This window comes from Paenibacillus sp. FSL P4-0127 (genome assembly GCF_038007325.1).
Classification (GTDB): domain Bacteria; phylum Bacillota; class Bacilli; order Paenibacillales; family Paenibacillaceae; genus Fontibacillus; species Fontibacillus macerans.
The window spans coordinates 914,417-936,827 of sequence record NZ_JBBOWY010000002.1; the positions used below are offsets into that span (position 1 = coordinate 914,417).

Here is a 22,411-nt window from a genome sequence, read left to right on the forward strand (position 1 = left end):
ATGCGTTTTCGGAATTTGCGGGAGCTCGTCGCTTTGTGCGATAAGGAGGCCCTGACGATTTCGCAGGTGATGCTGCAGGATCAGGCGGCGGAAAGCGGCCAGAGCGAAGCGGAAATCATGGCGGCGATGGCCGAGTATTATCAAATTATGAAGGAAGCGGTACGCCGAGGATTGACGGAGGAAATTACCTCGACGAGCGGGCTGACGGGCGGCGATGCCAAAAGGGTGAACGAATACCGCGGCAGCGGGGAGCCCGCCGCGGGGGACATCGCCTGTCAGGCCATGGCTTACGCTTTGGCGGTCTCCGAGGTCAACGCCTCGATGGGGCGGATCGTGGCCACTCCGACGGCCGGCTCCTGCGGTATCATCCCGGGGGTGTTCGTCAGCGCGCAGGAACGTTTTGGCTGGGAGGATGAGCATCTGGTGCGAGGTTTGTTCTGCGCCGGGGCGATCGGGTACGTCATCGCCAACAACTCGTTTATCTCCGGCGCGGAAGGCGGATGCCAAGCGGAAATCGGCTCGGCGATCGGCATGGCGGCGGGCGCGATGGTCGAGCTGCGCGGGGGAACGCCGGAGCAGGCGGTGCACGCCGTCGGTCTGGCGCTGAAAAATACGCTGGGCCTGATCTGCGATCCGGTCGGCGGTCTGGTTGAAATCCCCTGCATCGTCCGCAACGGCTTCGGGGCGGTCAATGCGCTGGCGGCCGCGGATATGGCGCTTGCCGGCGTGCGCAGCGCGATTCCGTCCGACGAAGTCATCGACGTCATGCTGGAGGTCGGCTCCGCGATGCCCAGCCGGCATCGGGAAACGGCCCAGGGCGGCCTGGCCCAAACGCCGACCGGCCGCAAAATCATGAAAGAGCTGCGAAACCGGAAAAAATAAGCAAGCAGAGTCCCGCCCTTTGTACGATAGGGCCGGGACTTTTTTGGTTGAGATGTTCGTTACGGGAAGACTAGCCTTTGAGGCGCTTTCGCAGCTAAACGTATGACAAAAACCAGGCGCCGCCAGGGGCCTGGTTTTTGTCAAGTTGAATAACGTTATTCAGTCTCTTTATTGTCCGGCAGCGTGATGTTCACCGGCAGAGTCGGCGCTAACAGCCGGCTACAGCCAACAATTGATCTTCAAGCCTTCAAAATAGCGGCACATTAAGAATATTCCCTATCTCTCGCAAAAAAGTAGTAACACGATAAAATCACCAAATATTAATCAATAAAAAGCGAAAACGAGTAATAAAAAAATCGCGCAACACGGAACGGGAAAATTTTTTAAAGGTTTTTTGCAAAAAATACCTTGCCATTCGTCTGTGGAAGGAGTAAAGTAAAAATCGACCAATTGACTATATTCTTATTTTGGTCAATCAGTCATTTTCGCGAAAGGAGGCGCTATGGGGATTGGCTCAAATCAACCGTCGGGAAATGGTGATTGAAGCCGCCGTGAAATGTTTTTCGCTGTTCGGCTATAAGGCGACGACGATGGATCAAGTGGCCAAAATCGCCAATGTAGCCAAGGGGACTATATATACATTTTTCTCCAACAAAGAAGAGCTGTTCGATGAAATTCTCCGTTCCATCATTGCGGAGATGAAGCGGCTCACGGCGCAAAAGGTGGATGAGAATAAGCCTTTTTTCGAGAATCTCTTTCAAAGCATGGATGCCTTGCTGGAGTTCAGAAGCGAGCATGAGCTGCTGGCCAAATTGTTTCAGGAGGTGCGTAATTTCGGCACCCAGCAGGCGCGGGAAGGTTTGGAAAAAATCGAAAGCGCCATTCTGGATTATTTGGAGCGGCAAATTACGCTGGCTGGACAGCGCGGTGAAATTCATGCTTTTGATCCGAAAGTGATCTCTTTCGTCATGCTGAAGCTGTACATAGCGTTAACGTTGGATTGGAACAAAAACCACGAGCCGCTGGAGAAGGAGCGAATCAAGGAATCCATGCGGATTTTTCTGGCGGGAGGCCTGTCGGCCGAGCGGCCGCGCATGAACCATTAACAGTTCAAACTTAAGTGAGATGATATTTGGAGGAGTAGAGGAAGATGGAAAAGCTAAGAGCACTGATACCCAGGTTGTTGATTTATGTTGCGATCGTTCTGCTCATTGCGGGCGGAATCTGGATCCTGAACTCGAACCAGATTACCTCAGGCAGCGAAAAAGAGAATCGCCCGACGGCGTTTATCGAGGCTGATCAATCGAGCGCGAGCTTTAAAGTCGGGGGACGGATCGTCGAGCTGTTGGCGGAGGAAGGCGATGAGGTGAAAAAGGGGGATATCCTGGCCCAGATCGAAAGCGATGAGGTCAAAGCCAAGGTATCCCAGGCCCAGGCGGCGGTGGCCGTGACCGAAGGCCAGATCGGGCAAGCGGCAGCTTCCGTAAATGCGGCGAAATCGAAAAAAGCGGAGGGTGAAAGTGCCGTTTTCCTGACGGCGGAAACGATCGACAAACAGATCGCGCAGGCGCAGGCGGTGGTTCAGGCGGCCCAGGCCAAGGTTAATGGGCTCAAAGCGGGAGCGCGCCCGCAGGAGCTGAAGCAGGCGAAAGTCCAAATGGAAGCGGCCAAAAAAGCTTACGACATCGCCAAGGACAATTTGCAGCGGACCACAGGCTTGTTTGCCGAAGGGATAGTCAGCCAAGCCGATTTTGACAAAGTGAACTTGTCCTATACGCAGGCAGAAGCGTCTTACAACGCCGCGGTCGAGCAATACAACATGGCGAAAGAAGGCGCCCGGCAGGAGGAGATCGATGCTGCCGAAGCCCAGCTTGAGCAGGCGAAAGCGGCTTTGGCGCTGGCCGAGGCCAACAAGGCGCAAATTGAAATCAAGCGCCAGGATGTGGACGCGGCCGTGGCGATGATCGAGCAGGCCGAGGCGGCCCGGCGGACGGCCGAGTCCGGCAAGAAGCAAGCCGCCGCAGCGCTGAAGGAGGCCCAAACCTATCTGGGCTACACCAAGCTGATCGCTCCCGTAGACGGGGTAATCGTGTCCCAATCGGCGGAGCTCGGCGAAATCGTAGGTTCCGGGTTCCCCGTATTTACGATTCAGCAGACCGAAGCGGTCAAGACGGCGAAATTTTATTTGCCCGAAACCGAGATGGCCGGCCTGAAAAAAGGCGATATCGTAAACGTGAAACTCGTTGCCGACGGCAGCATGCAGAAGGCCAAGGTCGTTACGATAGCGCAGGCGGCGACGTTCGCTTCGCAAAAAGCGACGCAGAATACCGGGGACCTGGACATCCGCTCCTTCGGCATTAAAGTTCAGTTCATCGATTTGCCGGACACCGCCGCGACCGGGATGACCGTGGAATGGTACGGCAAGGACGGCGGAACCTCCGGGGGGCAGGCGGGAACTGAGGAATCGCCGGGCAAAGCGGACAAAGCGGACAAAGCGGACAAAGCGGGTGAAGCCCAGTGAACGATAGGCTTACGATAGGCTCTATGCTGGCGGAAGAGTGGAAAAATATTTTCAAGGACCGGGTGATCTTCGTCATCCTGCTGATCGGGCCGATTTTTTATACGTTTTTTTTCGCCTCCCTTTACAGTCATCGGGCGGTTTTGGAAATTCCCACGCTCATTTACGATGAAGATCAGAGCCAGTTAAGCCAACAAATCATCCAGGCGCTGGATGCGCATCAGTCGATCAAAGTCGTCGGGGAAGTCCATTCGAGCCGGGAACTACGGCAAGCGATCGATAACGGCGAAGCCAGAGCCGGGGTGATCATCCCGGCCGATCTGGAAGCCAAGCTGAAGCGGGGAACGCCGACGCCGATCGTCGCCGCGGTGGACGGCACCAACCTGATGATCACGAACGCCGTCGTCAAGGGCGCCAACGAAGTGGTCACGACGTACAGCTACGGAACGACGACCAAAAGGCTGCAGCAGCAAGGAATGAAGGATGAACAGGTGAGCGCGACCTTATCGATCATCCCGTTTACCTCGCGTACACTTTATAACCCGACCTATGATTACGTGGATTTCCTCGTCACCGGGATGGCTGGAACGACGCTGCAGCAGGTCATGTTTATGGCCGTCGGGATGGCGGTCGCCCGGGAAAAGGAAGAGCGGACCTGGAGCCGCTTCGCCGTGTGGAAGAGAAGCCCGTGGAAAATCATGTTCGTCAAAATGTTTCCGTATTGGCTTATCGGTATTTTGAACGTCTTCGTCGTCATGGCGATTCTCACCTCCGTGTATGAGCTGTCGTTCCGCGGGTCGGCGTGGTCGATTTTGCTGATCGCCGTAGTCTTCTCTTTTGCCGTGGCGTCCGTCGGTTATTTGCTCAGCCTGATTGCTCCCAACAAAATCACGGCGTTGCAAATTTCCATGCTGGTCGCGCTTCCTTCTTTTTCGCTGTCGGGACATTCCTGGCCGATGGAGGCGATGCCCAAATTTCTGCAGGTGATCGCCCACGGCCTGCCGCTGACCTATTTTCTCGAGGCGGTGCGCGCGGTGATGCTGAAGGGGCTGACGACCGCCCAAGTTTTGAAGGATTGCATAGCGACCGGTTTGATCGGTTTGATCACATTGCTGGCATCGCTGCTTTATTCCCGATTTGTATCGTTCAGACATACTGCGGATCACGATGCGGACCAGGTGCTGGCGCCGCCGGCTCCGGCGTTCGCGGAATCCTCGCAGCCCCCGGTAATGGCGGCCCAAACGACGACAACGCCAATGTAGGATGTACGATGCACTAATTTTTCCAAAAGGAATATGTATGGAGCAGTCGAGATGGGAGGAAATCGATACAAATACGGCCGGCCATGACGGCAAGGATTTCCTCGACGTCAGCACGCGATCACCGAAATGCAGGTCGAGCAACTGCTTGTCGAACATCGCTCGTGGTGCCGGGAGTGACCGTGGCCGCTAACCTAACAGTACAATTCTAGTCTAGTTCTAAAAGTTCCGCTATTTTGCGCGTTTCAACCGGTATCGCCAAATTAGCGGAACTTTTTGTGTCTATTTTGGGGGAGAGGCGATTTGGGAGTTGGGCGAAACGTTTGGTAAAGCGAGAGTGACGAGCTTCTACGATCAGACAGAAGTGGTGTTTCATTGTTATAGGCCATCAGCCCGACCTAAATCAACTGCCAAACGAATTAAAGTATTCTTTTCTTGGGGTGGGAGGCAGATCAACACTTACTGTCCCGGGCGCTTTGCACGATTATCCCCTTTGATCAGGTAGCAGAGAAACAGGCAAGCTCGGGAGAAGAAATTATTTGGTGGAGAAGCAGATAGGTTTGAGATAATTTAGACGGGCTTAGGAAAAGGAACCAGGTTTAGGGGAGGTGAAACAGACCGGATGGGAGATCAAGACAGGGGTTAAGGACAAGACGCGCGGGAAACGAAAAGACCGTGATTTTGCTGTAGCCTGAACCCTTCCATCTGGAGCAACGCTCGCACTCTTCATGCTAACCCACATCAATCAAATTGATCCGCATTAAGCTAACCCTTCCGTTCCAGCGTCCCGATCAGGCCTCAGCCGCAAGGGGCTGGTTCGGTTGGCGCGCGATCAGCTTACGGTAAGGGATCGCCGGAATCGCCACACACATCTGCAGCAACTTCTGCCGCATCGTTTCTTCCGCTCCGTGCAGTCCTCCGGGCAGGCGCAGTCGGCGGCGTCCGGTGTATTCGTTCAGGTACGCCTGCAGATGCTTCAGTCCCAAGGCTCCATACGTACTCTTCAGCGATTCCCACGCCTCTCTCACCACTCTCCGCAAAGGCGCACACAGCCGAAAGGCCTGAGGGAACAATTGTACCACCGATGTACAGACATCCACATGCCCGCTAATAAACGCGGTTAGATCGTGACGGTTTGCCCTCTTTTCGCCTCCCCGCTTATTTGGCACCAGGCGGATTTTGACCTGCTCCGGCTCGCCCGACTCCGTGACCGTGCAGCCGGCCACGACCGCCGAGGCGTACGGATGCGAAAGCTGACACTGGGACGGATTACGCCCATACTGATCGCTGTTTACCTTCACGTCTCCAGAGAGCAGCTCCCGGGCATCGAACTCCCCTACGGAATGACGTATTTTGTGCAGCATTGACCAGGCGGTCTTGTAGGTGACCCGGATCACCTGGCGCAGCCGCAGCGCCGAGATGCCGCCCTCAAGCAGGAACAACTCCAGCGCCTGGAACCACTTCACCAGGGGCAGATGCGTTCCTTCAAAAATCGTGCCGACCAAAGGCGATGTTTGATGCTTGCACTTTCCGCACTCGAACAAAGGGATATGCCGGGAAGTCAGACGGCTGCACCGGGTGTGAGCGCAGCGCGGGCAGACGAAGCCGCTGGGCCACTTCATCGCGATCAGCGCTTCCATGCAGTCCTGCTCGCTGTTAAAACGGCTGCTGAATAGCTGAAGTTCCGTTCCCGTATTGACTTCCATATCCGCTCGTCCCCCCGAATCAAGAATATACGAACATAGGTTCCATTTATTTCATTATAGCAAACGTACGTTCTCTTATCAAGCCAAAAATCTCACCTGAACCGCCTCATTTTTTCTTCATCTTTTTTGTTTTGTTCTTCTCTCTTTTTTGGAACCCTGCTCTAGCCCCCCCTGCTCCCTGCTCCCTGCTCCTGAACGAAGGGGATAATCGTGCAAAGGCAGCAGCAGGCAGGGACACCAAGACACGAACCCTTTAGATAGCCCCTCACCTGGTGTCGATTTGTGACACTGTTCGAAACGGCTACTGTGCAAAAGATGCACGCTCACTAGCACCGCGACCGCTGCGCTTAGTTTTCTGTAACCAATCTATCACCTTTGTAATTGTACCATTGTGTATAATTGATTCCAGTCTAAGCATGACGGCGGAAGGAAGGGGAGCATACATATACCATGACGACCATTCTGATCGTGGAAGACGATATGAGCTTGAACAAGGGGATTGCGTTAACGCTGGCCCAGGACGGGATTTCGATCGAACAGGCCTATGATTTGGCCGGCGCGGAGCGGCGGCTTGCCGCAGGGGGCGTCGATTTGATCGTGCTCGACGTGAATTTGCCGGACGGGAGCGGGCTTGATTTTTGCGAAAAAGTAAGGGCGGGGTCGCGCGTGCCGGTTATTTTTTTGACCGCCAACGATATGGAGTCGGACATCGTCATGGGCTTTGAGCTCGGCGGGGACGATTACATCACCAAGCCGTTCAGCCTGATGGTGCTGCGCTCCCGGGTGATGGCGGTGCTGCGCCGCTGCGATTTCGGACAGGAGGACAAGGCGGCGATTCCGCCGTTTCTGTTCGACTTCGGGAGAATGGATTACCGCAAGCAGGGGCAAAGCATCGGCCTCAGCATTACGGAGCAGAAGCTGCTGAAAACGCTGGTGGCCAACCGGGGGCAAATCTTGACGCGGGAGCAGCTGATGGACGCCGTGTGGTTGCGGGAGGCCGAATTTGTGGACGAGAACGCCCTGACGGTGACGATTAAAAGATTGCGCGCCAAAATCGAAGACGACCCGTCCGCGCCGAAGTACATCAAAACCGTATACGGTCTCGGATACATGTGGGCCGACGCGGGGGTGCGGCGATGAGCGGCGGCGGAATTGGCAGAGCAACCGGCCAAGGTCGATCCAGCGCGCAAGCCGGCTCCCGAGGCCGGAACGCCCTTGCTTTTGCCCCGGTCTATGCGGCGTACGGGACATTGTTTGGCCTGCTGGTGCTGGGCTACCCGGTTGCGGCCCGGTATTTGGCCGGGGAGGTGTTCGGCCCGCCGCTCTGGCTGCCCGTGTCCTTTGCCGCGGCGATGTTCCTGGCCGCCGTTTCCTTCGCCCTGCTCCTGAGGGCCAGAGCGGCGGCCGCGATCCAAGCGGCTTTCGACATTGTGGACGCGGCGATCGGCGGCCGGCAGCGGCTCACCGGCTACGCGGAAACGAATCTTTCCGCGCTGGAAAACAAAGTGTTCCGCTATGTCGAGCTGACCCGGGCGCGCGAGCGGCAAATCGAAACGGAACGGAGCAAGATCAAAACGCTGATCTCCGACATTTCGCACCAAACGAAAACGCCGCTTTCAAGCATCATGCTGTACAGCGAGCTGCTGGAGGAAGTTCCGGATCTGCAAGAGGATGCCCGCCAGTATGCGGCTCAGATCAAGCTCCAAGCGGCGAAGCTGGACTGGCTGATCGGCTCGCTGGTCAAAATGTCCCGGCTGGAGGCAGGCATGATCTCGCTGCAGACCGCCGTGTCTCCGGTGATCCCCACGATTACGCAAGCCGTATCGCATGTGTATGCGGCGGCGGAGCGCAAAGGCACACGGATCGCGATTGACTGCGATCCGGCGGCCGCGGCGAAGCACGATCCGAAATGGACCGCGGAGGCGCTCTTCAACCTGCTGGAGAATGCGGTCAAATACAGCGAGCCCGGAAGCAGCGTGCGTATTTCGGTTCAGGCGGGCGAAATGTTCACCCGCATCGATGTCGCCGACCGGGGTATCGGCATCGCGGAGAGCGAATGGAACGATATTTTTAAACGCTTTTACCGCAGCAAGCAAGCGGCGGGGCACGAAGGCGTCGGGATCGGCCTGTATCTGGCCAGGGAGATCGTTACCGCCCAGGGCGGGTACGTTAAGGTGTCGTCCAAGCTCCGCCAGGGAGCGGTGTTCTCTGTTTTTTTGCCCGCGATTTAGGGAATTCTGTCGATATTGTTATTTTTCAGACACCCGGGAGTCAGATTGATCTGCTACATTTAATCCTGTACGTGCGTACAGGTTTTTTTATTGGGGGGAGGAAAAGGACATGCCGATTCTGCAAATCGAGGGGCTTAAGAAATATTACGGTCAAGGAAGCACCGCCGTAAAGGCGCTGGACGGAATCGACCTGAGCGTGGAAAAAGGCGAATTTGTCGCGATCGTCGGCACGAGCGGCAGCGGCAAAAGCACGCTGCTTCATATGCTGGGCGGGCTGGATCGGGCGACGGAGGGAAAGGTTTACGTTGACGGAAACGATATTTTTGCGATGGATGACGAGAAGCTGACAATCTTCCGGCGGCGGTCGGTTGGCTTCGTGTTTCAGAGCTACAATCTGATCCCGATCCTGAATGCTTACGAAAATATCGTGCTGCCGATCGAACTGGATGGAGCCCGCGTGGACAAGGAATATGTGGACCAGGTCATCGAAGCGCTTGGGCTTGGCGGTAAGGTGCACAATCTGCCGGCGAATTTGTCCGGCGGGCAGCAGCAGCGGGTGGCGATTGCCAGGGCGCTGGCGAGCAAGCCTGCGATCATACTCGCGGACGAGCCGACCGGAAACCTGGACAGCAAAACAAGCCAAGAAGTGATGATCCTGCTGAAGCAGATGAGCGAGCGGTTTAATCAGACGATTGTGATGATTACCCATAATGAAGAGATCGCGCTCACCGCCGATAGGATCGTGCGGATCGAAGATGGCCTCATCGCCGGCCGTTCCGGCCGCGCCGAAGGGCAGGAGGCGGGTTCGAGATGATGGCGGCGAACAATCGTAAAGCGGTCGCCCGCATCGCCGGGCGAAGCCTGAAGGCCAACCGGCCGCGCAATCTGATCATCATCAGCGCCATCGTGCTCACGACGCTGCTGCTCACCTCCGTGTTTACGATGGCCTTCAGCATCAACGAATCGATGCAGCTGACGAAAATGAAAACGTCCGGCGGCGATTTTCACGGCAGCTTCAAATATTTGAAGCCGGAGGAGGCGGACCGGCTCCTGCAGCACCCGGCGATTAAGGAGTACGGCAAATCCGTGCTGGTCGGGTTCGCGACGGGCGATGCGTTGCGCGGCACCGCGCTGGAAATCGACCAAATCGACGAAAATGAGGCCAAGCACAGCTTTATTCAATTTACGCAGGGCGGTCTGCCGCAGGAGGAGAACGGAATCGCGATGAGCACTTGGGTGCTCGATTTGCTTGGCGTGCCCCATAAACTGGGCGCCAAGGTAAAGCTCGATTTGGATATCGACGGTCAGGCGGTCTCCAAAGAGTTTGTGCTGTCGGGGTATTATCCGGCGGACCGCAACTTGTCGATGTCGGGGCTGGCTTTTGTATCGGAGGCGTTTGTGCAGCGGAATATTTCACAGATCGACCCCGAACGGTCGCGGCTGAGCGGCAGTTATGTCAATACGATCCGGCTGGACGTCATGTTCGGCAATTCCTGGGACATCGAGAAGAAGCTGCAAAAGGTGCTGTCCGACACCGGGCTGGATGTTCCTTACGGCGTCAACTGGGCCTACACCAGCGTAGCTCTGAATGAGGACCCGACGAATGTGATTCCGCTCGTCATCCTGATCTTGATTATTATGCTGAGCGGATATTTGCTGATCTACAATATTTTTCATATCTCCGTCGTGCGGGACATTAAATTTTACGGGCTCCTGAAAACGATCGGGACCACCCCGCGGCAGCTCAGAAGGGTCATTTCCATTCAAGCGAACCGGTTGTATTTGGCGGGTCTTCCGGTCGGGCTGGCTTTGGGCTACGGAGCCGGCGTGTGGCTGCTGCCGTTGTTGCTGCGCTTGTCCGATGGAATGGAGACCGTAAATTCGGCCAACCCGCTGATTTTTCTCGGAGCCGCCATTTTTGCTTATTTGACGGTCCGGATCGCCGCCAGCAAGCCGGGCCGGACGGCAGCGCGGATTCCGCCGGTCGAGGCGGTGAAATATTCCGGGATCGGCGGCCGAGGCGCGGGCCGGAAAACCAAACGCTCGCTGCATGGAGCCAAGCTGTTCAGGATGTCGTTTGCGAATCTGTTCCGCTACAAAAAGAAGCTGTTGCTCATGCTGGCCTCCTTGTCGTTAAGCATTATTTTGTTCAGCGTGATTTATACGGTCATCTCTTCGTTTAGCGTTAACAAGTATTTGAACACTTTTATTTCCGGAGACTTTGTCGTTAAAGAGGATGCCGGGGGCCTGGGTGGCGTGCCCCAGCCGGATACCGCCGTGCTTACGGAAGAGGTTTGCCGGGAGCTAAGCGGGATCGACGGGGTCACTGGCTTGGATAAAGTGTACTATAGTGCTGATGTGCTTAAAATGAGCGAGCCGATCCGGCGGACGCTGGAACCGCTGGCGGCGGCGGAAGACCCCAGGCAGCCCGCGTTCGCCATGCTTCTGAAGAACGGAACCGTCCCGCTGCAGCTTCATGGCATTGACCGCGGATGGTACGGTGTGCTCGACAAAAACGAGATCGCCGCCGGTGCGTTTGACCCCGTCAAGTTCGATTCCGGGAATTATGTTCTCGTTACGGAAGCGGAGCTGGGCCCGGATCAATATACGAGCTACTATCGGCCGGGCGACCGGATTAAGCCGGACGGCATGAAGAAGAGTTATGAGATTATGGCGGTATTGAAATCGGATGCGCTGTATGCGGCGGGGACGCAGTTTTACATGACCGGAGGCTTTAAAGTGTTCTGGCCGGCGGACGAGTTCGTCAAGTCGGCGAAGGACCCGGTCATTTTGTCCGCGACCTTGCATGCCGATCCGGCCAAGCTTGGTGAAGCGGAGGCGGCGGTAAAATCCATCGCGGCGTCCAGTCCCAGCCTGTTCGTAAAATCCCGGGGGGATTACAAACAGGAGATGCAAGGCTTTATCCGCATCTTCCAAACGATCGGTTACGGTCTGAGCTTTGTGATCGCCCTGATCGGCATATTGAACTATATCAATACGGTGATCACCGGCATGATTTCCCGCCGTAATGAATTCGCCATTTTGGAGAGTGTCGGCATGACCCGAAAACAACTGAAGAAAATGCTTGTGTTTGAAGGGCTCTACAGCGTTTTATTGACGAGCCTGATCGTAAGCACGGCGGGAATAGGATTGACGTATGCGGTAGCCAGGGGAGTTACCGACAACATCGCATTTGCGGAATTTCGGTTGAACCCGCTGCCGATCGCCGCCGCGGTGCCGCTGCTCATCGCGATAGCTTTGAGCGTTACGCTGGCCGCCTACCGCCGGATGTCCAGGGCAACGATCGTGGAAAGGCTGCGGGAAGCGGAATAAAATCGGCCCAATAAAATGCACCCCTGCGAGTTCATCGAGATAAACGGGATAGGCGTTTCTCCGATATTTGCTCTTCGGGGTGCATTTATTTGGAAGGGATGCCGTGAGGCGGCTCCTTATTCATAACTCACGAGAAAGAGCTCAAGCTTCTAGGGACTCGCGTTTTCTTGACCCCGCCGCGGAAGCGCTGCGGAGATAAACAAACGATGAGCCGAGGGCGAGCAGCGCCATGACCATCAGCCCCCAAAAAATGTTGGCATAGGCGGCGGTAAGCGGCAGGCCGTGCTGCCACTCGATGGCGCTGGAGGCCAAGGCGATGCTGAAGGCCCCGCTGAAAAACTGCAGCAGCTGGAACAGCCCCATGCCCGAACCGATTTGGGACGCGGGCAGGATGCGGGAGATCTCGTTGGACACGCTGCTGGAAATAATGGTGAATCCTAGGCTCGTGAGCAAATAAATGAACAGGATGGCGAGCCAGGATTGCCCGCTGAACAGCGCGAACAGGATCATGGCGCTTAGCATCAGCAGCGGCACAAACCGCAAAATTGCGCCGTTGCCGTGCTGGTCGATAACGGAGCCGACCTTGCGCGAGACGACCATGGCCAGCATCGAGCCGGGAAAAATGATGAGGCCGGCATGGCTGGCGCTAAGATGAAAATGGTGCACCAGGATTTGCGGCAGCAGAAACAGTGTGGCGAAGCTGCACAAGTACGAGGCGATCCCCACGGCCGACAAAGTCAGATAAGCGCCGTTGCCGAACAGGGCGGGCGATACGAACGGCTCCCGCGCGCTGCGGACGCGCCAGACGAACAAGGCGAGCGCAAGTACGCCGAAGACCAAAGCGACCCAGGCGTGTTGGGTCAAAAACAGCAGCAGCCCGGTCGTGCCGATGGCGATAAATACGGCGCCGGGGGTATCGAAGGTGCCGCGCGCCGTTTTCTCCTTCGGTATGTAGAGGAGAAAAAACGGTACCAGCACCAGGGTCAGCGCGGTTACGACAAACAGGTATCTCCAGCCCCAGTATTCCACGATCGCGCCCCCGGCGACGGGACCAAGCCCGAGTCCCAGCGAAACGGCCGACATAATCAGCGCCATCGCTTTGCCGCGGCGCTGAATCGGCACGTACCGGGTGAGCAGCACCAGCGACAGCGACACGATCGCCCCGGCGCCGGAAGCCTGGATCACGCGTACGGCGAGCAAAAACCAGAAGCTGGTGCTGAACAGTCCGGCTACGGCGGCAAGCCCCAGCGTCAGCAGCCCGACCGCCAGCAGCCTCCGGATGGGCAGAAAGTCTGCGAGCCGGCTAAACGTAATGGATGAAATGGCAAACATAATCGAATAGCCGGTGACAATCAAGGAGGAAACGGAAGCCGTGAGGCCAAACGTTTCGGTTACGTCGGGCAGCGCCAGGTTAAACATGGCCGTATTCATGATGACCAGGACGACGGCGAGTCCGAGCAAAAGTGTCAGCAGCCCTTCCTTCTTTATAGAGGTTTCGGAGGAAGGGAGCGCGGGAATTTCGGTTGATACAACATTCATGCAGCATTTCACCCACTCTTTATTTGTTTTATTGTTCGATTGTAATCGAACGATTGAAATATAGCATGCCATCGTTTAAAATGCAATTAGGGAATCGAAAAAAAGATAAAATTTCTTTTACGCGATTTTTAATCGATGGCAGATCAATATATGCACAAAGGGGTTTTTTCGATGAAAGTGCTGTATCATCCGGACCGGGAAGAAATCCAGTTGTCTTCCGTACTGTATGCCCTTAGCGATCCCGTACGGTTAAGCGTCGTGGCCGAAATCCGCAAAAAGGGCGAGCAGCCGTGCAACTGCTTCGACGTGCCGGTCGCCAAATCGACATTGTCCCATCATGCCCGCACGCTGCGCGAGGCGGGGGTTGTGTTTACGCGCATCCAGGGAACCCAGCGCTTTCTGTCGCTGCGGGAGGAGGATCTGGAGTACCGCTTTCCCGGACTGCTCGATTCGGTACTGAAGGCTTACGAAAGCTCAAATGGTAGAATTGGCATAGAGCTGTCCGAAGCGGACCGCTAAATTAGCTGAAATCGCAAGGGGCGAAAGGATAACATGGGTATGCTAAAAATCGATCTGACGGGAAAAATTGCTTTGATCACTGGAGCAACGGGGCAACTGGGACGGGTGATGGCCCGGACGCTGGCCGGGTGCGGGGCCAAGGTGGCCATTCATTACATGAATAACGAAGCCAAAGCGCAGGAACTGCTTGACGAAATAACGGCGGCGGGCGGATCGGCGATGATTGTGCAGGGCGATGTCACGAAGGAAGCGTCCACGGTGCATATGAAAAAAGAAATCCGGGAGAACCTGGGCGATCCGGATATCGTCGCCGCCAACGCCGTCGTGCAATACGACTGGATGTCCGTGCTGGAGCAGCCTGCATCGGACTACGTCAGCCAGTTCGAATCGTGTGTGCTGCAGAGCGTATTTCTCGCCAAAGCGTTTATTCCGGCAATGATGGAGAAAAAATACGGACGTTTTATCGGGATCAACACCGAATGCGCGATGCAGAATTTCCCGAATCAATCGGCCTACACGGCCGGCAAAAGAGGGATGGACGGCGTATACCGCGTACTGGCCAAAGAGGTCGGCGAGCATCAAATCACCGTCAACCAGGTGGCCCCGGGCTGGACGATCAGCGAGCGGGAACGAAACTTAGAGGAACGGAACGATTCGGCTTACATCGCCGGCGTTCCGTTGAAGCGGCGGGGCGAGGACCAGGATATCGCCAACGCCGTGGCGTTCCTCGCATCCGATTTGGCCGGCTTTATTACGGGCGCGTACATTCCGGTCAGCGGCGGCAATGTGATGCCGGCGATTTGACCGGCTGCGTCCCCGCTTTTATCTCCACACCACACCAAACCTCTGCCGGGAAATAGAGGTATTTTATGCCGTTATTTTGTGAGTTCTCCCCTTTCTACGCAAAATAGCGGCATTTTTTGCCGTTATTTGGGGACTAGCTTGGAAAAAGCATATGTTTGTCCCCCGTTTTTCTGAAATAGCGGTAAAAAAATCCTCTATTTTCGTTGCACACCTTTTTTGGGGAACATAAGGACCTTTTTTACCGCTATTTTCATGAACTCCACAAAAACGCAGGCCGCGTGTCCTCCTTACACCCTTTAATTGCACTGACAGTCCTTTAATCGCTCCGGCAGTCCTTTAACGTGCCCCCATGTTTTAAGCTCGCCCATTAGAGGTCTTGAGGAGCGGATTCTTCTCGAGTTCATTCTTGTAATAGATAATATAAAATGGTGACACAGATAAAAACATAGTCTATAATCAGGTGGTGAATAACTTATATAACAGTAGTTTTAAATAACTAGTACAGTAGTTTTGGCGCAAAGAAAGGGGGAGGGGCTTATCATCACCCTGGAGCATGTGAGCAAAACATACCGCTTGCCGGACGGTCAGTTGGAAGCGGTGCAGGATGTGTCCCTTGCCGTCGAGAAAGGGACGATTCACGGCATTATCGGAGCGAGCGGGGCCGGCAAATCGACGCTGCTGCGGATGATGAACGCTTTGGAGCTGCCCGACCGCGGGAGAATTACCGTCATGGGGCGGGAACTGACAGTTCTCCCGGAGGCTGCGCTGCGGAAGGTGCGCCGGTCGATCGGGATGATTTTCCAGCAGTTTCATCTGCTGAATAACCGGACGGTCAGCGGCAACATATCGGTGCCGCTTGAATTGGCCGGGACCCCAAGACGCGAGCGCGCCGAGCGCGTGGATGAGTGTCTGCGGTTCGTTGGCCTGCCGGACAAGGCGAAGCAGTATCCGTCGGCCTTAAGCGGCGGGCAAAAACAGCGGGTGGCGATCGCCCGGGCCCTGGCGAACCGGCCGGACGTGCTGCTCTGCGATGAGCCGACCTCGTCGCTCGACCCGCGGACGACGGCGGAAATTTTGGAGGTGCTGAGGCATATCCGCGACACCCTTGGAGTAACGATCGTGATCGTGACCCACGAAATGGAGGTCGTGAAAAGCCTCTGCGACACCGTGTCCGTCATGGAGAACGGAAGGCTGACGGATACGTTCCCTCTGGGGCAGCGCCGGGGTGCGGCGGATAAGTCTGCACTTGCGATGTCCTACCGGGAGCAGCTGCTCGCAGGAACGGAGGGGCGCCATGTTTGATTTTGCCGCCATGTGGCACGATGTGCTGCAATACCGCGCTCAGATCGGGGAAGCGATCGGCGAAACGTTTATGATGGTCGGTATCTCGCTGGCCGCGGCTATCCTGCTTGGGTTTCCGCTCGGCACGCTGATGTTTCTGACCAGCAAAGGGCAGCTGTACGAACATCGCGGCTGGTCGGCCGTTCTGAACAGCGCTGTGAACATTGTACGCTCCTTTCCGTTTTTGCTGCTGGTCGTGTTCATGATTCCGCTCACCCGCTTGATTGTGGGCACCGCGATTGGAACACTGGCCGCTTCCGTGCCGCTGGCGATCGTGGCGGTGGCGATTTATTCGCGGTTCGTGGAGCAGTCGCTGCTGGAGGTGCCGCGCGGCGTGATGGAGGCGGCCCGGGCCATGGGGGCCTCGAAGCTGGCTATCATTTTCAAATTTTTACTGGTGGAAGCCCGTTCCGGTCTGGTGCTTGGACTGACCTCCTCGACGATCAGCTTTATTTCCTACTCCACGGTCATGGGGGTGGTCGGCGGCGGCGGGGTCGGCGATTTTGCCATCCGCTACGGCTACCAGCGCTTCGAAACGGAGCTGATGGTTGCCGTCATCGTGCTGATGATTATTTTGGTGCAGGGCATTCAGTTTGCGGGAAATGCGATTTCCCGGCGTTTGGACAAGCGTTAAGTTTTTTTGCGGGGAAGCCCGGATTCACTGGCAGCATTAAGCAGGCAGCGGGTAAAAAGAGCAAGGAAGAGAATTAGGATGAGGGTTGAAGGGGGAGTTTTTTCATGAAAATGATGAAATGGATGATGAGCTTGGCGCTGCTGGCGCTTGTGCTGACTGCGTGCGGGGGCGGCGGCGGACAAGACCGGGCGGCGAAAGGCGCCGGAAATGAAGCGGGGACGAACGGGGCAACTTCGGCGGCAGCGTCCGCAGAAACAACAACGACAACGTTGAAGGTAGCCACCTTGATTCCGCCGATGACGGAAATTCTTGAATTGATTAAGCCGCAGCTTAAGGAGGAGGGCATCGATCTGGAACTGGTCGTATTGTCCGACAACGTGCAGCCGAACGATGCCTTGGCGAACAAGGAAGTCGATGCGAATTTTTTCCAGCACGTTCCTTACATGGAACAGTACAATGAAAGCAAAAACGCCCATCTAGCGGCGGTTCAGCCGGTATATCACGCGGTGTACGGCGCATATTCCAAAAAGTACAAATCGATGGAGGAACTGCCGGACGGGGCGACGATCGCCATCGCCAACGATCCTTCCAACATCGCTAGGTCGCTGATGATGCTGGATAAGGCGGGGGTCATCAAGCTGAAGGAAGGCGCGGGGCTGGAAGCCACCCAGGGGGACATCGTGGAAAACAGCCATAATTACAAATTCGAAGAAGTCGATTTGCTGATGCTGGCCCGGATGCTCGATGACGCCGACCTGGTGCTGATGACGCCGGCGTATGCCAGTCCGCTCGGACTGACGCCGAAGAAGGACGCGCTGCTGACGGAAACCGTCGATTCCGCGTTTGCCATTACGCTTGTCGCCCGCGAGGACAACAAGGATTCGGAGCCGGTCCAAAAGCTGGCCAAAGCGATTTCCAGCCCGGAAGTGAAACAGTTCCTGGAACAAAAATACGACGAGATCGCGCTGCCGGCGTTCTAAAAACGGGCTTGGGAAGAACTGGACCTTTGGGGCATGAGCTATAGGAAACGGGGGCTTTCAGCTTCCCGCAAAACTGGCTGCTTATCGAAAACAACTTCGACGTGGCGAAGCGGGTGTAATTCAGGTAATTAACGTTGGGCGGGTAATGCCAATGTCGGGAGGTCTTGAATTTTCAAGAATTTTCAAATATAATTTTCATGTGATTTTTGCTACAGTGATATTGGGGTGGATGCGTTATGCTGAAACCAACCCAACATTTTTAAAAAAATTTAAATGAATATGGATCTTCGGGGTAAGGTGAAATTCCTGACCGGCGGTGAGGTTCCTCTGTTCCATGGGAAGAGAGGGGCTTAAGCCCGCGACTCGTTTACCGCGTGTTGTCCGCGGTTGGCGACTGACTTGGTGCGATTCCAAGGCCGACGGTATAGTCCGGATGGGAGAAGATCAAACAAGCAAGTTTGAACGGAGCTTTTTTTGCTTCGGCCAGGCTTATTTGGTCGCCCCCGCAACCCCTTTTGTAGGAAGGATTGCGGGGGTTTTCTACGTAGACCCCATATTCAAGAAGGGGACATCATTATGAAAAATGCAAGCGCAAGCAGCAGAGTAAACGGAGTAGGAGCGGGAACCGGCAAGACCGGTTTGCAGGCCGGACGCAGCGCCGGCACGCTGGCGGGAGGGGCCGCAGCGCCAGGCGGCGCGTCAGGGAAAGCGGCAGCCTTGGCCGGGAGCGCGGCCGCGAAAGGTACGGCGAAAACCGGGTTTTGGCTCGTTGTTTTGGGAGCCGCCCTTTGGGGCGTCGACCCGCTGTTTCGGGTCATTTTGCTGAAGTCGCTGACGTCGGCGCAAATCGTTCTGATTGAACACATCATCATCGCTTTGGTGGCCGTTCCGGTGTTATGGAAAAACCGCTCCGAACTGAAAGGGCTGGGCTGGCGCCACGCCGGCGCGCTGCTCTTCATTTCCTGGGGCGGGTCGGCGATCGCCACCATCCTGTTCACGATGGCGCTCTCCAGCGGCGATTTGAACGCCGTGCTGCTGCTGCAAAAAATGCAGCCGCTGTTCGCCATCCTGCTCGCCGGCCTGCTATTGAAGGAGAAGCTGCCGCGCCACTTTTTCGGATTGCTGACGGTCGCTTTGGCCGGAACGTACCTGCTTACTTTCGGATTTACGGTTCCGATCGGGCACTGGAGCGATTTCGTGCAAATCGGCAGCCTGCTTTCGCTGGGAGCGGCCGCGCTTTGGGGCGGTTCCACCGTGATGGGGCGGCTGATGGTCGGGAAGATGAAGTACGAGACGGTGACGTCGCTGCGGTTTATTTTGGCGCTGCCGCTGCTGCTGGCTATCGCCTGGAACGAAGGGGCGGGCTGGAACCTGCCGGCCGGAGGCTGGCAAATCGCCGCCGTTTCGCTGAATATGCTTGGACAAGCGCTGCTGCCGGGTCTCCTGAGCCTGCTCGTCTACTACAAAGGACTGACGACCACGAAGGCGTCGGTAGCCACGCTGGCCGAGCTGAGCTTCCCGATGGTCGGGGTGCTCGTCAACTGGGTGGCGTTCCAGCAGATGATTACGGCGGCCCAAGTGTGCGGCTTCGTGCTGATCTGGGCGGCGCTGTTCATCATCTCACGCCAGGGCGGCTCGCCCGCCGCGGAGACGAAAGCGGGCAACGCGGGCAAAGTGGGTAAAGCTGGCGCTTAACAGGGAAGATCGTTTAACCTGTGTGTTAACTAACTTTGATTTTGGCGACCTCCGTTGCGGAGGTCTTTTTTGTTTCTGCTCCCAGTTTCGCAAGCTTGATTGGATATTTCCAATAGAATCAGCTAAAATTCGCGAAAGGAGCCCATCCGCGGCAAAGCCATTGGATATTTCCAATGAGATATTGTCATTTCGAGACGTACCATCTTTATAGGAGATGATCTGGTGGCTACGGATTATTGGATCATCGATTGGATGACCGGAATGGCTGGCAATCCATCGGGGGATATTGCAAGATCCCTGCTTTTTTTGACTTACGGAACGATGCCCGAGGGAACTCCCAAAATCGTATCCATCATCGTAAATTTCCTAAGGCAGCGAATCAGCGAAGCCGAAAAGGATATTTAAAGCACTACTTAAAGCATTCGAATGTGAGCTATCATGAAATCGACGGATGGACCTTGCCGGTCGCCGCCGCCAGACTCGCGGATTGGATTCCCCCGGAAGAGAAGAACCGGCTGTTGTCGGAGATTCGAGCCCGATTGAGGGCGCTATGAAGAACAGAAGTCTATTTTTTCCTACAGAGAGGCAGCCAAAACTGATGCCGAATTTCTGGCCAAGTTATCCGGTCAGCTTGGTTATCGGTTCAATACAAACATCCCGTTTTAAAAGAAAGATCGCCGGTTACCCTGCTTTCTTGGTCAGGATAACGCGGCGATCTTTTTTCATGCCCATAAAAAAATAAAACGCTTGGAGGTTAACTTTCCGTCTATAAAGTGAGAGTTCAAGACAGATCAGCAGCATTCAACTGAAGAAAGAAGCTTATGAACAGGGAGGGCATCATGAAAGAGGAAAAGCTGGCCGTGGCTGTTTGCACGGGAGATGAAGAAGCCTTCTTCAACTTCGTGTCCAGGCACAAGCGAAAGCTCTACGGTGTTGCATACAGCTATATGCACAACGAGGCCGACGCGCTGGATATGCTGCAGGAAGCAGCATATAGGGGGTGGTCGAAATGCCACACATTAAAAGATCCCGGCGCAATGCTGCCTTGGTTGATCCGAATCGTCATCCATTGCTGCATAGAAGAACTAAGACGGCAAAAACGCCGGAAAAAGATCATTTTGGAGCGCTCCGTTACATACACCCCCGAGATGATAAGTGTTGCAAAGCTCGACATGGAAAAGGCGCTAAGCCGCCTAAAGCCCAAGTACAGAAATGCAATTATACTCAGGTACTACAATGATATGACCGTTCCGGAGATCGCCCAAATACTCGGGAAGGCGGAGGGGACCATCAAGACGTGGCTGCACCAGGGACTCAAGCAATTGCGCGGCAAAATAAATTACGGAGACGAACATGGAGGTGAACTTCAACATGGCCAATCATGAGGACTGGATAATGGAAAAAAGCTGGCAGGAAGTACGTCAGGCTGCCGGAAGAGTAACGGACGAGAAGTTAGACGAGGCGCTGCGGCAGGGCATAGAGCGGGCTGCTCGTGAACGGATGCGTCCGTTGTCCCGATTGCGGACGATGAAGCGGCTTCGCGTTGCCGCTGCGGTCCTGTCTATCTTGTTGGTCATCGGAGCCGGCGCAGTAGGCAGCTATAAGCTAAACCGGATATACCGGGTCCCAGCGGCAGAAAAGGCACCGATCAATGCGCGGATTCCCTCCTATGTGGAGAACATTTTCGATGCGAACAGCCAATTGGATAATCCTTCACTTCTCAACATGCTCAAACAAGCTGCCGATCACGGTCTGTATCATGAGCTGAATCAATCTATCGTCGCTAAAGGTTATAAAATGACGGTTGATGGAATCGTGGCGGACAGCAGGCGAATCATTATGTTTTATACCACAGAGAACCAGAATGAGGATCTTCCATTACGCCTGAGCTATAACCAGCCTCCGCAGTTGCTGGATCGTCAGGGCCGGCCGCTGAATGGTTCGTTCACTTGGGACACCTACGCCCAGTTGCCTAAAAATCAGCCGCTGACCAAGGGGGTTATGGTATTTGATTTTGAAACGGCCGGACAAATTCCGGAAAGCTTCCAGATCAAAACGACCTGGTCTCAGTTTCAACGGCAAGGCAGCAATGAACGCCAAAGCAGCAATGTTAGTGTAGAGAGAACAGAAAACCTGGTCGTACCCGTTACGATTCAAAATGGCGCTCACGCCGCGGATATTGAGGAGCGGCCGATCCACGTGGAGATAACGCAGAGCGGACAGCAGATCACCTTTACCAAACTGATTCAGAGCCCCCTGAGGACGGACCTTGTTTTCGATTTCAAGAGCAGCACCGGCCAAAAGCTGGAAAAGATCGAAGCCGTGCTGGAGCTTGCCTCACTGAAAAAGCAGGCAAAGGAGCGCATGGATTTTGATACAACATTAAGGTATGATCGAACCCTGCTGACGCCTGAAGGGGGAACGATTTACCTGACCAGCAGCTTCTACTCGGAGCATAGGGAATTATGGCTAAAATTTTATTATGCGAGCTTCCAGCCCGATCACGAAGTGCAGATTACCGTTGATCCCGAGGAAGGCAAGCTGGTTCACTCTCCCGATTCCCAGATCTCACTGGAGCGGATTCCGGAGGAAAGTACGGACGAGGAATTGCGTTTGCGTCTGCAATACGGGCCCCAAAAAGAGGTTAAAGGAGGGTATTTCGAACTGAAGGATACGTTTGCGGATGCCGACGGCGAGCGTCATCCCTTCACTCAGCAATATGATGCCGGGGAAGGAACATTTCTCTCCATTCCGAACTACCGGCAATATCCCGGCCCCTTCAGCTTCGATATTATAAGATATTGGGGTAACGTTCTGGAATTAAATGAAGTGGATGAACAGCGCATTCGTTAGGCTGCATGTACAGATTTCATCATAAAAAACGCGATATAGTACGGGGCTGCCCAAAAGGTCATATACATGACCTTAGGGACAACCCCGTTTTTTTGAGAAACCCTTGCTTTAGGTGCG

General features: G+C 55.3%; 19 protein-coding genes and 1 riboswitch. Of the genes, 17 read left to right on the top strand and 2 right to left on the bottom strand.

Translation table 11 applies throughout. From position 1 onward, the window contains the following. The 4 genes from sdaAA (at window position 1) to NYE74_RS30465 (ending at window position 4,662) form a co-directional block, all read left to right on the top strand. Window positions 1–882 (top strand): L-serine ammonia-lyase, iron-sulfur-dependent, subunit alpha, encoded by an 882-nt coding sequence (gene sdaAA / locus NYE74_RS30450; protein ID WP_213510091.1) that lies wholly within the window; start codon window positions 1–3, stop codon window positions 880–882. Between the two features lie 509 nt (window positions 883–1,391). Further along, window positions 1,392–1,988, top strand: a complete 597-nt coding sequence (locus NYE74_RS30455; protein WP_172531702.1) for a TetR/AcrR family transcriptional regulator — start codon at window positions 1,392–1,394, stop codon at window positions 1,986–1,988. A gap of 44 nt (window positions 1,989–2,032) precedes the next feature. Next, complete coding sequence (locus tag NYE74_RS30460; RefSeq protein ID WP_316560592.1) at window positions 2,033–3,403, top strand: HlyD family secretion protein; 1,371 nt, start codon at window positions 2,033–2,035, stop codon at window positions 3,401–3,403. Further along, window positions 3,400–4,662, top strand: coding sequence for an ABC transporter permease (locus tag NYE74_RS30465; protein WP_124331818.1), 1,263 nt, complete (start codon window positions 3,400–3,402; stop codon window positions 4,660–4,662). The genes NYE74_RS30460 and NYE74_RS30465 overlap by 4 nt, the downstream gene beginning before the upstream one ends. Before the next feature lie 788 nt (window positions 4,663–5,450). On the opposite strand, the gene NYE74_RS30470 is transcribed toward NYE74_RS30465, so the two are convergent. After that, window positions 5,451–6,365, bottom strand: coding sequence for a transposase (locus NYE74_RS30470; RefSeq protein WP_051985670.1), 915 nt, complete (start codon window positions 6,363–6,365; stop codon window positions 5,451–5,453). Window positions 6,366–6,815: 450 nt separating this feature from the next. Between NYE74_RS30470 and NYE74_RS30475 the strand changes: the two genes are divergently transcribed. The 4 genes from NYE74_RS30475 (at window position 6,816) to NYE74_RS30490 (ending at window position 11,929) form a co-directional block, all read left to right on the top strand. Then, complete coding sequence (locus NYE74_RS30475) at window positions 6,816–7,505, top strand: response regulator transcription factor (RefSeq protein ID WP_213510087.1); 690 nt, start codon at window positions 6,816–6,818, stop codon at window positions 7,503–7,505. Beyond that, a complete protein-coding gene (locus tag NYE74_RS30480) occupies window positions 7,502–8,596 on the top strand; it encodes a sensor histidine kinase (protein WP_316561500.1) in 1,095 nt (364 codons plus the stop codon). The genes NYE74_RS30475 and NYE74_RS30480 overlap by 4 nt, the downstream gene beginning before the upstream one ends. 109 nt (window positions 8,597–8,705) lie before the next feature. Next, a complete protein-coding gene (locus NYE74_RS30485) occupies window positions 8,706–9,410 on the top strand; it encodes an ABC transporter ATP-binding protein (RefSeq protein ID WP_316561501.1) in 705 nt (234 codons plus the stop codon). Next, window positions 9,407–11,929, top strand: a complete 2,523-nt coding sequence (locus NYE74_RS30490) for an ABC transporter permease (RefSeq protein WP_341005481.1) — start codon at window positions 9,407–9,409, stop codon at window positions 11,927–11,929. Before NYE74_RS30485 ends, NYE74_RS30490 begins: the two co-directional genes overlap by 4 nt. A gap of 141 nt (window positions 11,930–12,070) precedes the next feature. On the opposite strand, the gene NYE74_RS30495 is transcribed toward NYE74_RS30490, so the two are convergent. After that, a complete protein-coding gene (locus NYE74_RS30495) occupies window positions 12,071–13,468 on the bottom strand; it encodes an MFS transporter (RefSeq protein WP_036625443.1) in 1,398 nt (465 codons plus the stop codon). Window positions 13,469–13,639: 171 nt separating this feature from the next. On the opposite strand from NYE74_RS30495, the gene NYE74_RS30500 reads away from it, so the two are divergent. From NYE74_RS30500 to NYE74_RS30540, 9 genes are all read left to right on the top strand, one after another. Then, on the top strand, window positions 13,640–13,987 hold the full coding sequence (locus NYE74_RS30500; RefSeq protein WP_270620201.1) for an ArsR/SmtB family transcription factor: 348 nt from the start codon (window positions 13,640–13,642) through the stop codon (window positions 13,985–13,987). Between the two features lie 39 nt (window positions 13,988–14,026). Further along, window positions 14,027–14,791, top strand: coding sequence for an SDR family NAD(P)-dependent oxidoreductase (locus NYE74_RS30505; RefSeq protein ID WP_036625440.1), 765 nt, complete (start codon window positions 14,027–14,029; stop codon window positions 14,789–14,791). Between the two features lie 537 nt (window positions 14,792–15,328). Then, entirely contained in the window at window positions 15,329–16,093 is a 765-nt protein-coding gene (locus tag NYE74_RS30510) for a methionine ABC transporter ATP-binding protein (protein ID WP_082208097.1), read from the top strand. Then, entirely contained in the window at window positions 16,086–16,766 is a 681-nt protein-coding gene (locus NYE74_RS30515) for a methionine ABC transporter permease (RefSeq protein ID WP_036625436.1), read from the top strand. Before NYE74_RS30510 ends, NYE74_RS30515 begins: the two co-directional genes overlap by 8 nt. A 104-nt stretch (window positions 16,767–16,870) precedes the next feature. Next, window positions 16,871–17,746, top strand: coding sequence for a MetQ/NlpA family ABC transporter substrate-binding protein (locus NYE74_RS30520; RefSeq protein WP_373281391.1), 876 nt, complete (start codon window positions 16,871–16,873; stop codon window positions 17,744–17,746). A 279-nt stretch (window positions 17,747–18,025) separates the two neighbouring features. Further along, window positions 18,026–18,195, top strand: a riboswitch (FMN riboswitch). A 127-nt stretch (window positions 18,196–18,322) separates the two neighbouring features. Beyond that, window positions 18,323–19,441, top strand: coding sequence for a DMT family transporter (locus NYE74_RS30525; protein WP_082207910.1), 1,119 nt, complete (start codon window positions 18,323–18,325; stop codon window positions 19,439–19,441). Window positions 19,442–19,663: 222 nt separating this feature from the next. Beyond that, window positions 19,664–19,846, top strand: a complete 183-nt coding sequence (locus NYE74_RS30530) for a hypothetical protein (RefSeq protein WP_051985668.1) — start codon at window positions 19,664–19,666, stop codon at window positions 19,844–19,846. 434 nt (window positions 19,847–20,280) lie between these two features. Then, window positions 20,281–20,826 (top strand): sigma-70 family RNA polymerase sigma factor, encoded by a 546-nt coding sequence (locus tag NYE74_RS30535; RefSeq protein WP_155619973.1) that lies wholly within the window; start codon window positions 20,281–20,283, stop codon window positions 20,824–20,826. Next, complete coding sequence (locus NYE74_RS30540; protein WP_036625432.1) at window positions 20,813–22,294, top strand: DUF4179 domain-containing protein; 1,482 nt, start codon at window positions 20,813–20,815, stop codon at window positions 22,292–22,294. Before NYE74_RS30535 ends, NYE74_RS30540 begins: the two co-directional genes overlap by 14 nt. The last annotated feature ends 117 nt before the right edge of the window (window positions 22,295–22,411 follow it).

Excerpts from the sequence above, each read along its gene's own strand:
- NYE74_RS30495 (WP_036625443.1), bottom strand. The coding sequence starts at position 13,468 with ATGAATGTTGTATCAACCGAAATTCCCGCGCTCCCTTCCTCCGAAACC.
- NYE74_RS30520 (WP_373281391.1), top strand. The coding sequence starts at position 16,871 with ATGAAAATGATGAAATGGATGATGAGCTTGGCGCTGCTGGCGCTTGTG.
- NYE74_RS30515 (WP_036625436.1), top strand. The coding sequence starts at position 16,086 with ATGTTTGATTTTGCCGCCATGTGGCACGATGTGCTGCAATACCGCGCT.
- NYE74_RS30540 (WP_036625432.1), top strand. The coding sequence starts at position 20,813 with ATGGCCAATCATGAGGACTGGATAATGGAAAAAAGCTGGCAGGAAGTA.
- sdaAA (WP_213510091.1), top strand. The coding sequence starts at position 1 with ATGCGTTTTCGGAATTTGCGGGAGCTCGTCGCTTTGTGCGATAAGGAG.
- NYE74_RS30490 (WP_341005481.1), top strand. The coding sequence starts at position 9,407 with ATGATGGCGGCGAACAATCGTAAAGCGGTCGCCCGCATCGCCGGGCGA.
- NYE74_RS30470 (WP_051985670.1), bottom strand. The coding sequence starts at position 6,365 with ATGGAAGTCAATACGGGAACGGAACTTCAGCTATTCAGCAGCCGTTTT.
- NYE74_RS30535 (WP_155619973.1), top strand. The coding sequence starts at position 20,281 with ATGAAAGAGGAAAAGCTGGCCGTGGCTGTTTGCACGGGAGATGAAGAA.
- NYE74_RS30525 (WP_082207910.1), top strand. The coding sequence starts at position 18,323 with ATGAAAAATGCAAGCGCAAGCAGCAGAGTAAACGGAGTAGGAGCGGGA.
- NYE74_RS30475 (WP_213510087.1), top strand. The coding sequence starts at position 6,816 with ATGACGACCATTCTGATCGTGGAAGACGATATGAGCTTGAACAAGGGG.
- NYE74_RS30485 (WP_316561501.1), top strand. The coding sequence starts at position 8,706 with ATGCCGATTCTGCAAATCGAGGGGCTTAAGAAATATTACGGTCAAGGA.
- NYE74_RS30480 (WP_316561500.1), top strand. The coding sequence starts at position 7,502 with ATGAGCGGCGGCGGAATTGGCAGAGCAACCGGCCAAGGTCGATCCAGC.
- NYE74_RS30460 (WP_316560592.1), top strand. The coding sequence starts at position 2,033 with ATGGAAAAGCTAAGAGCACTGATACCCAGGTTGTTGATTTATGTTGCG.
- NYE74_RS30505 (WP_036625440.1), top strand. The coding sequence starts at position 14,027 with ATGCTAAAAATCGATCTGACGGGAAAAATTGCTTTGATCACTGGAGCA.
- NYE74_RS30500 (WP_270620201.1), top strand. The coding sequence starts at position 13,640 with ATGAAAGTGCTGTATCATCCGGACCGGGAAGAAATCCAGTTGTCTTCC.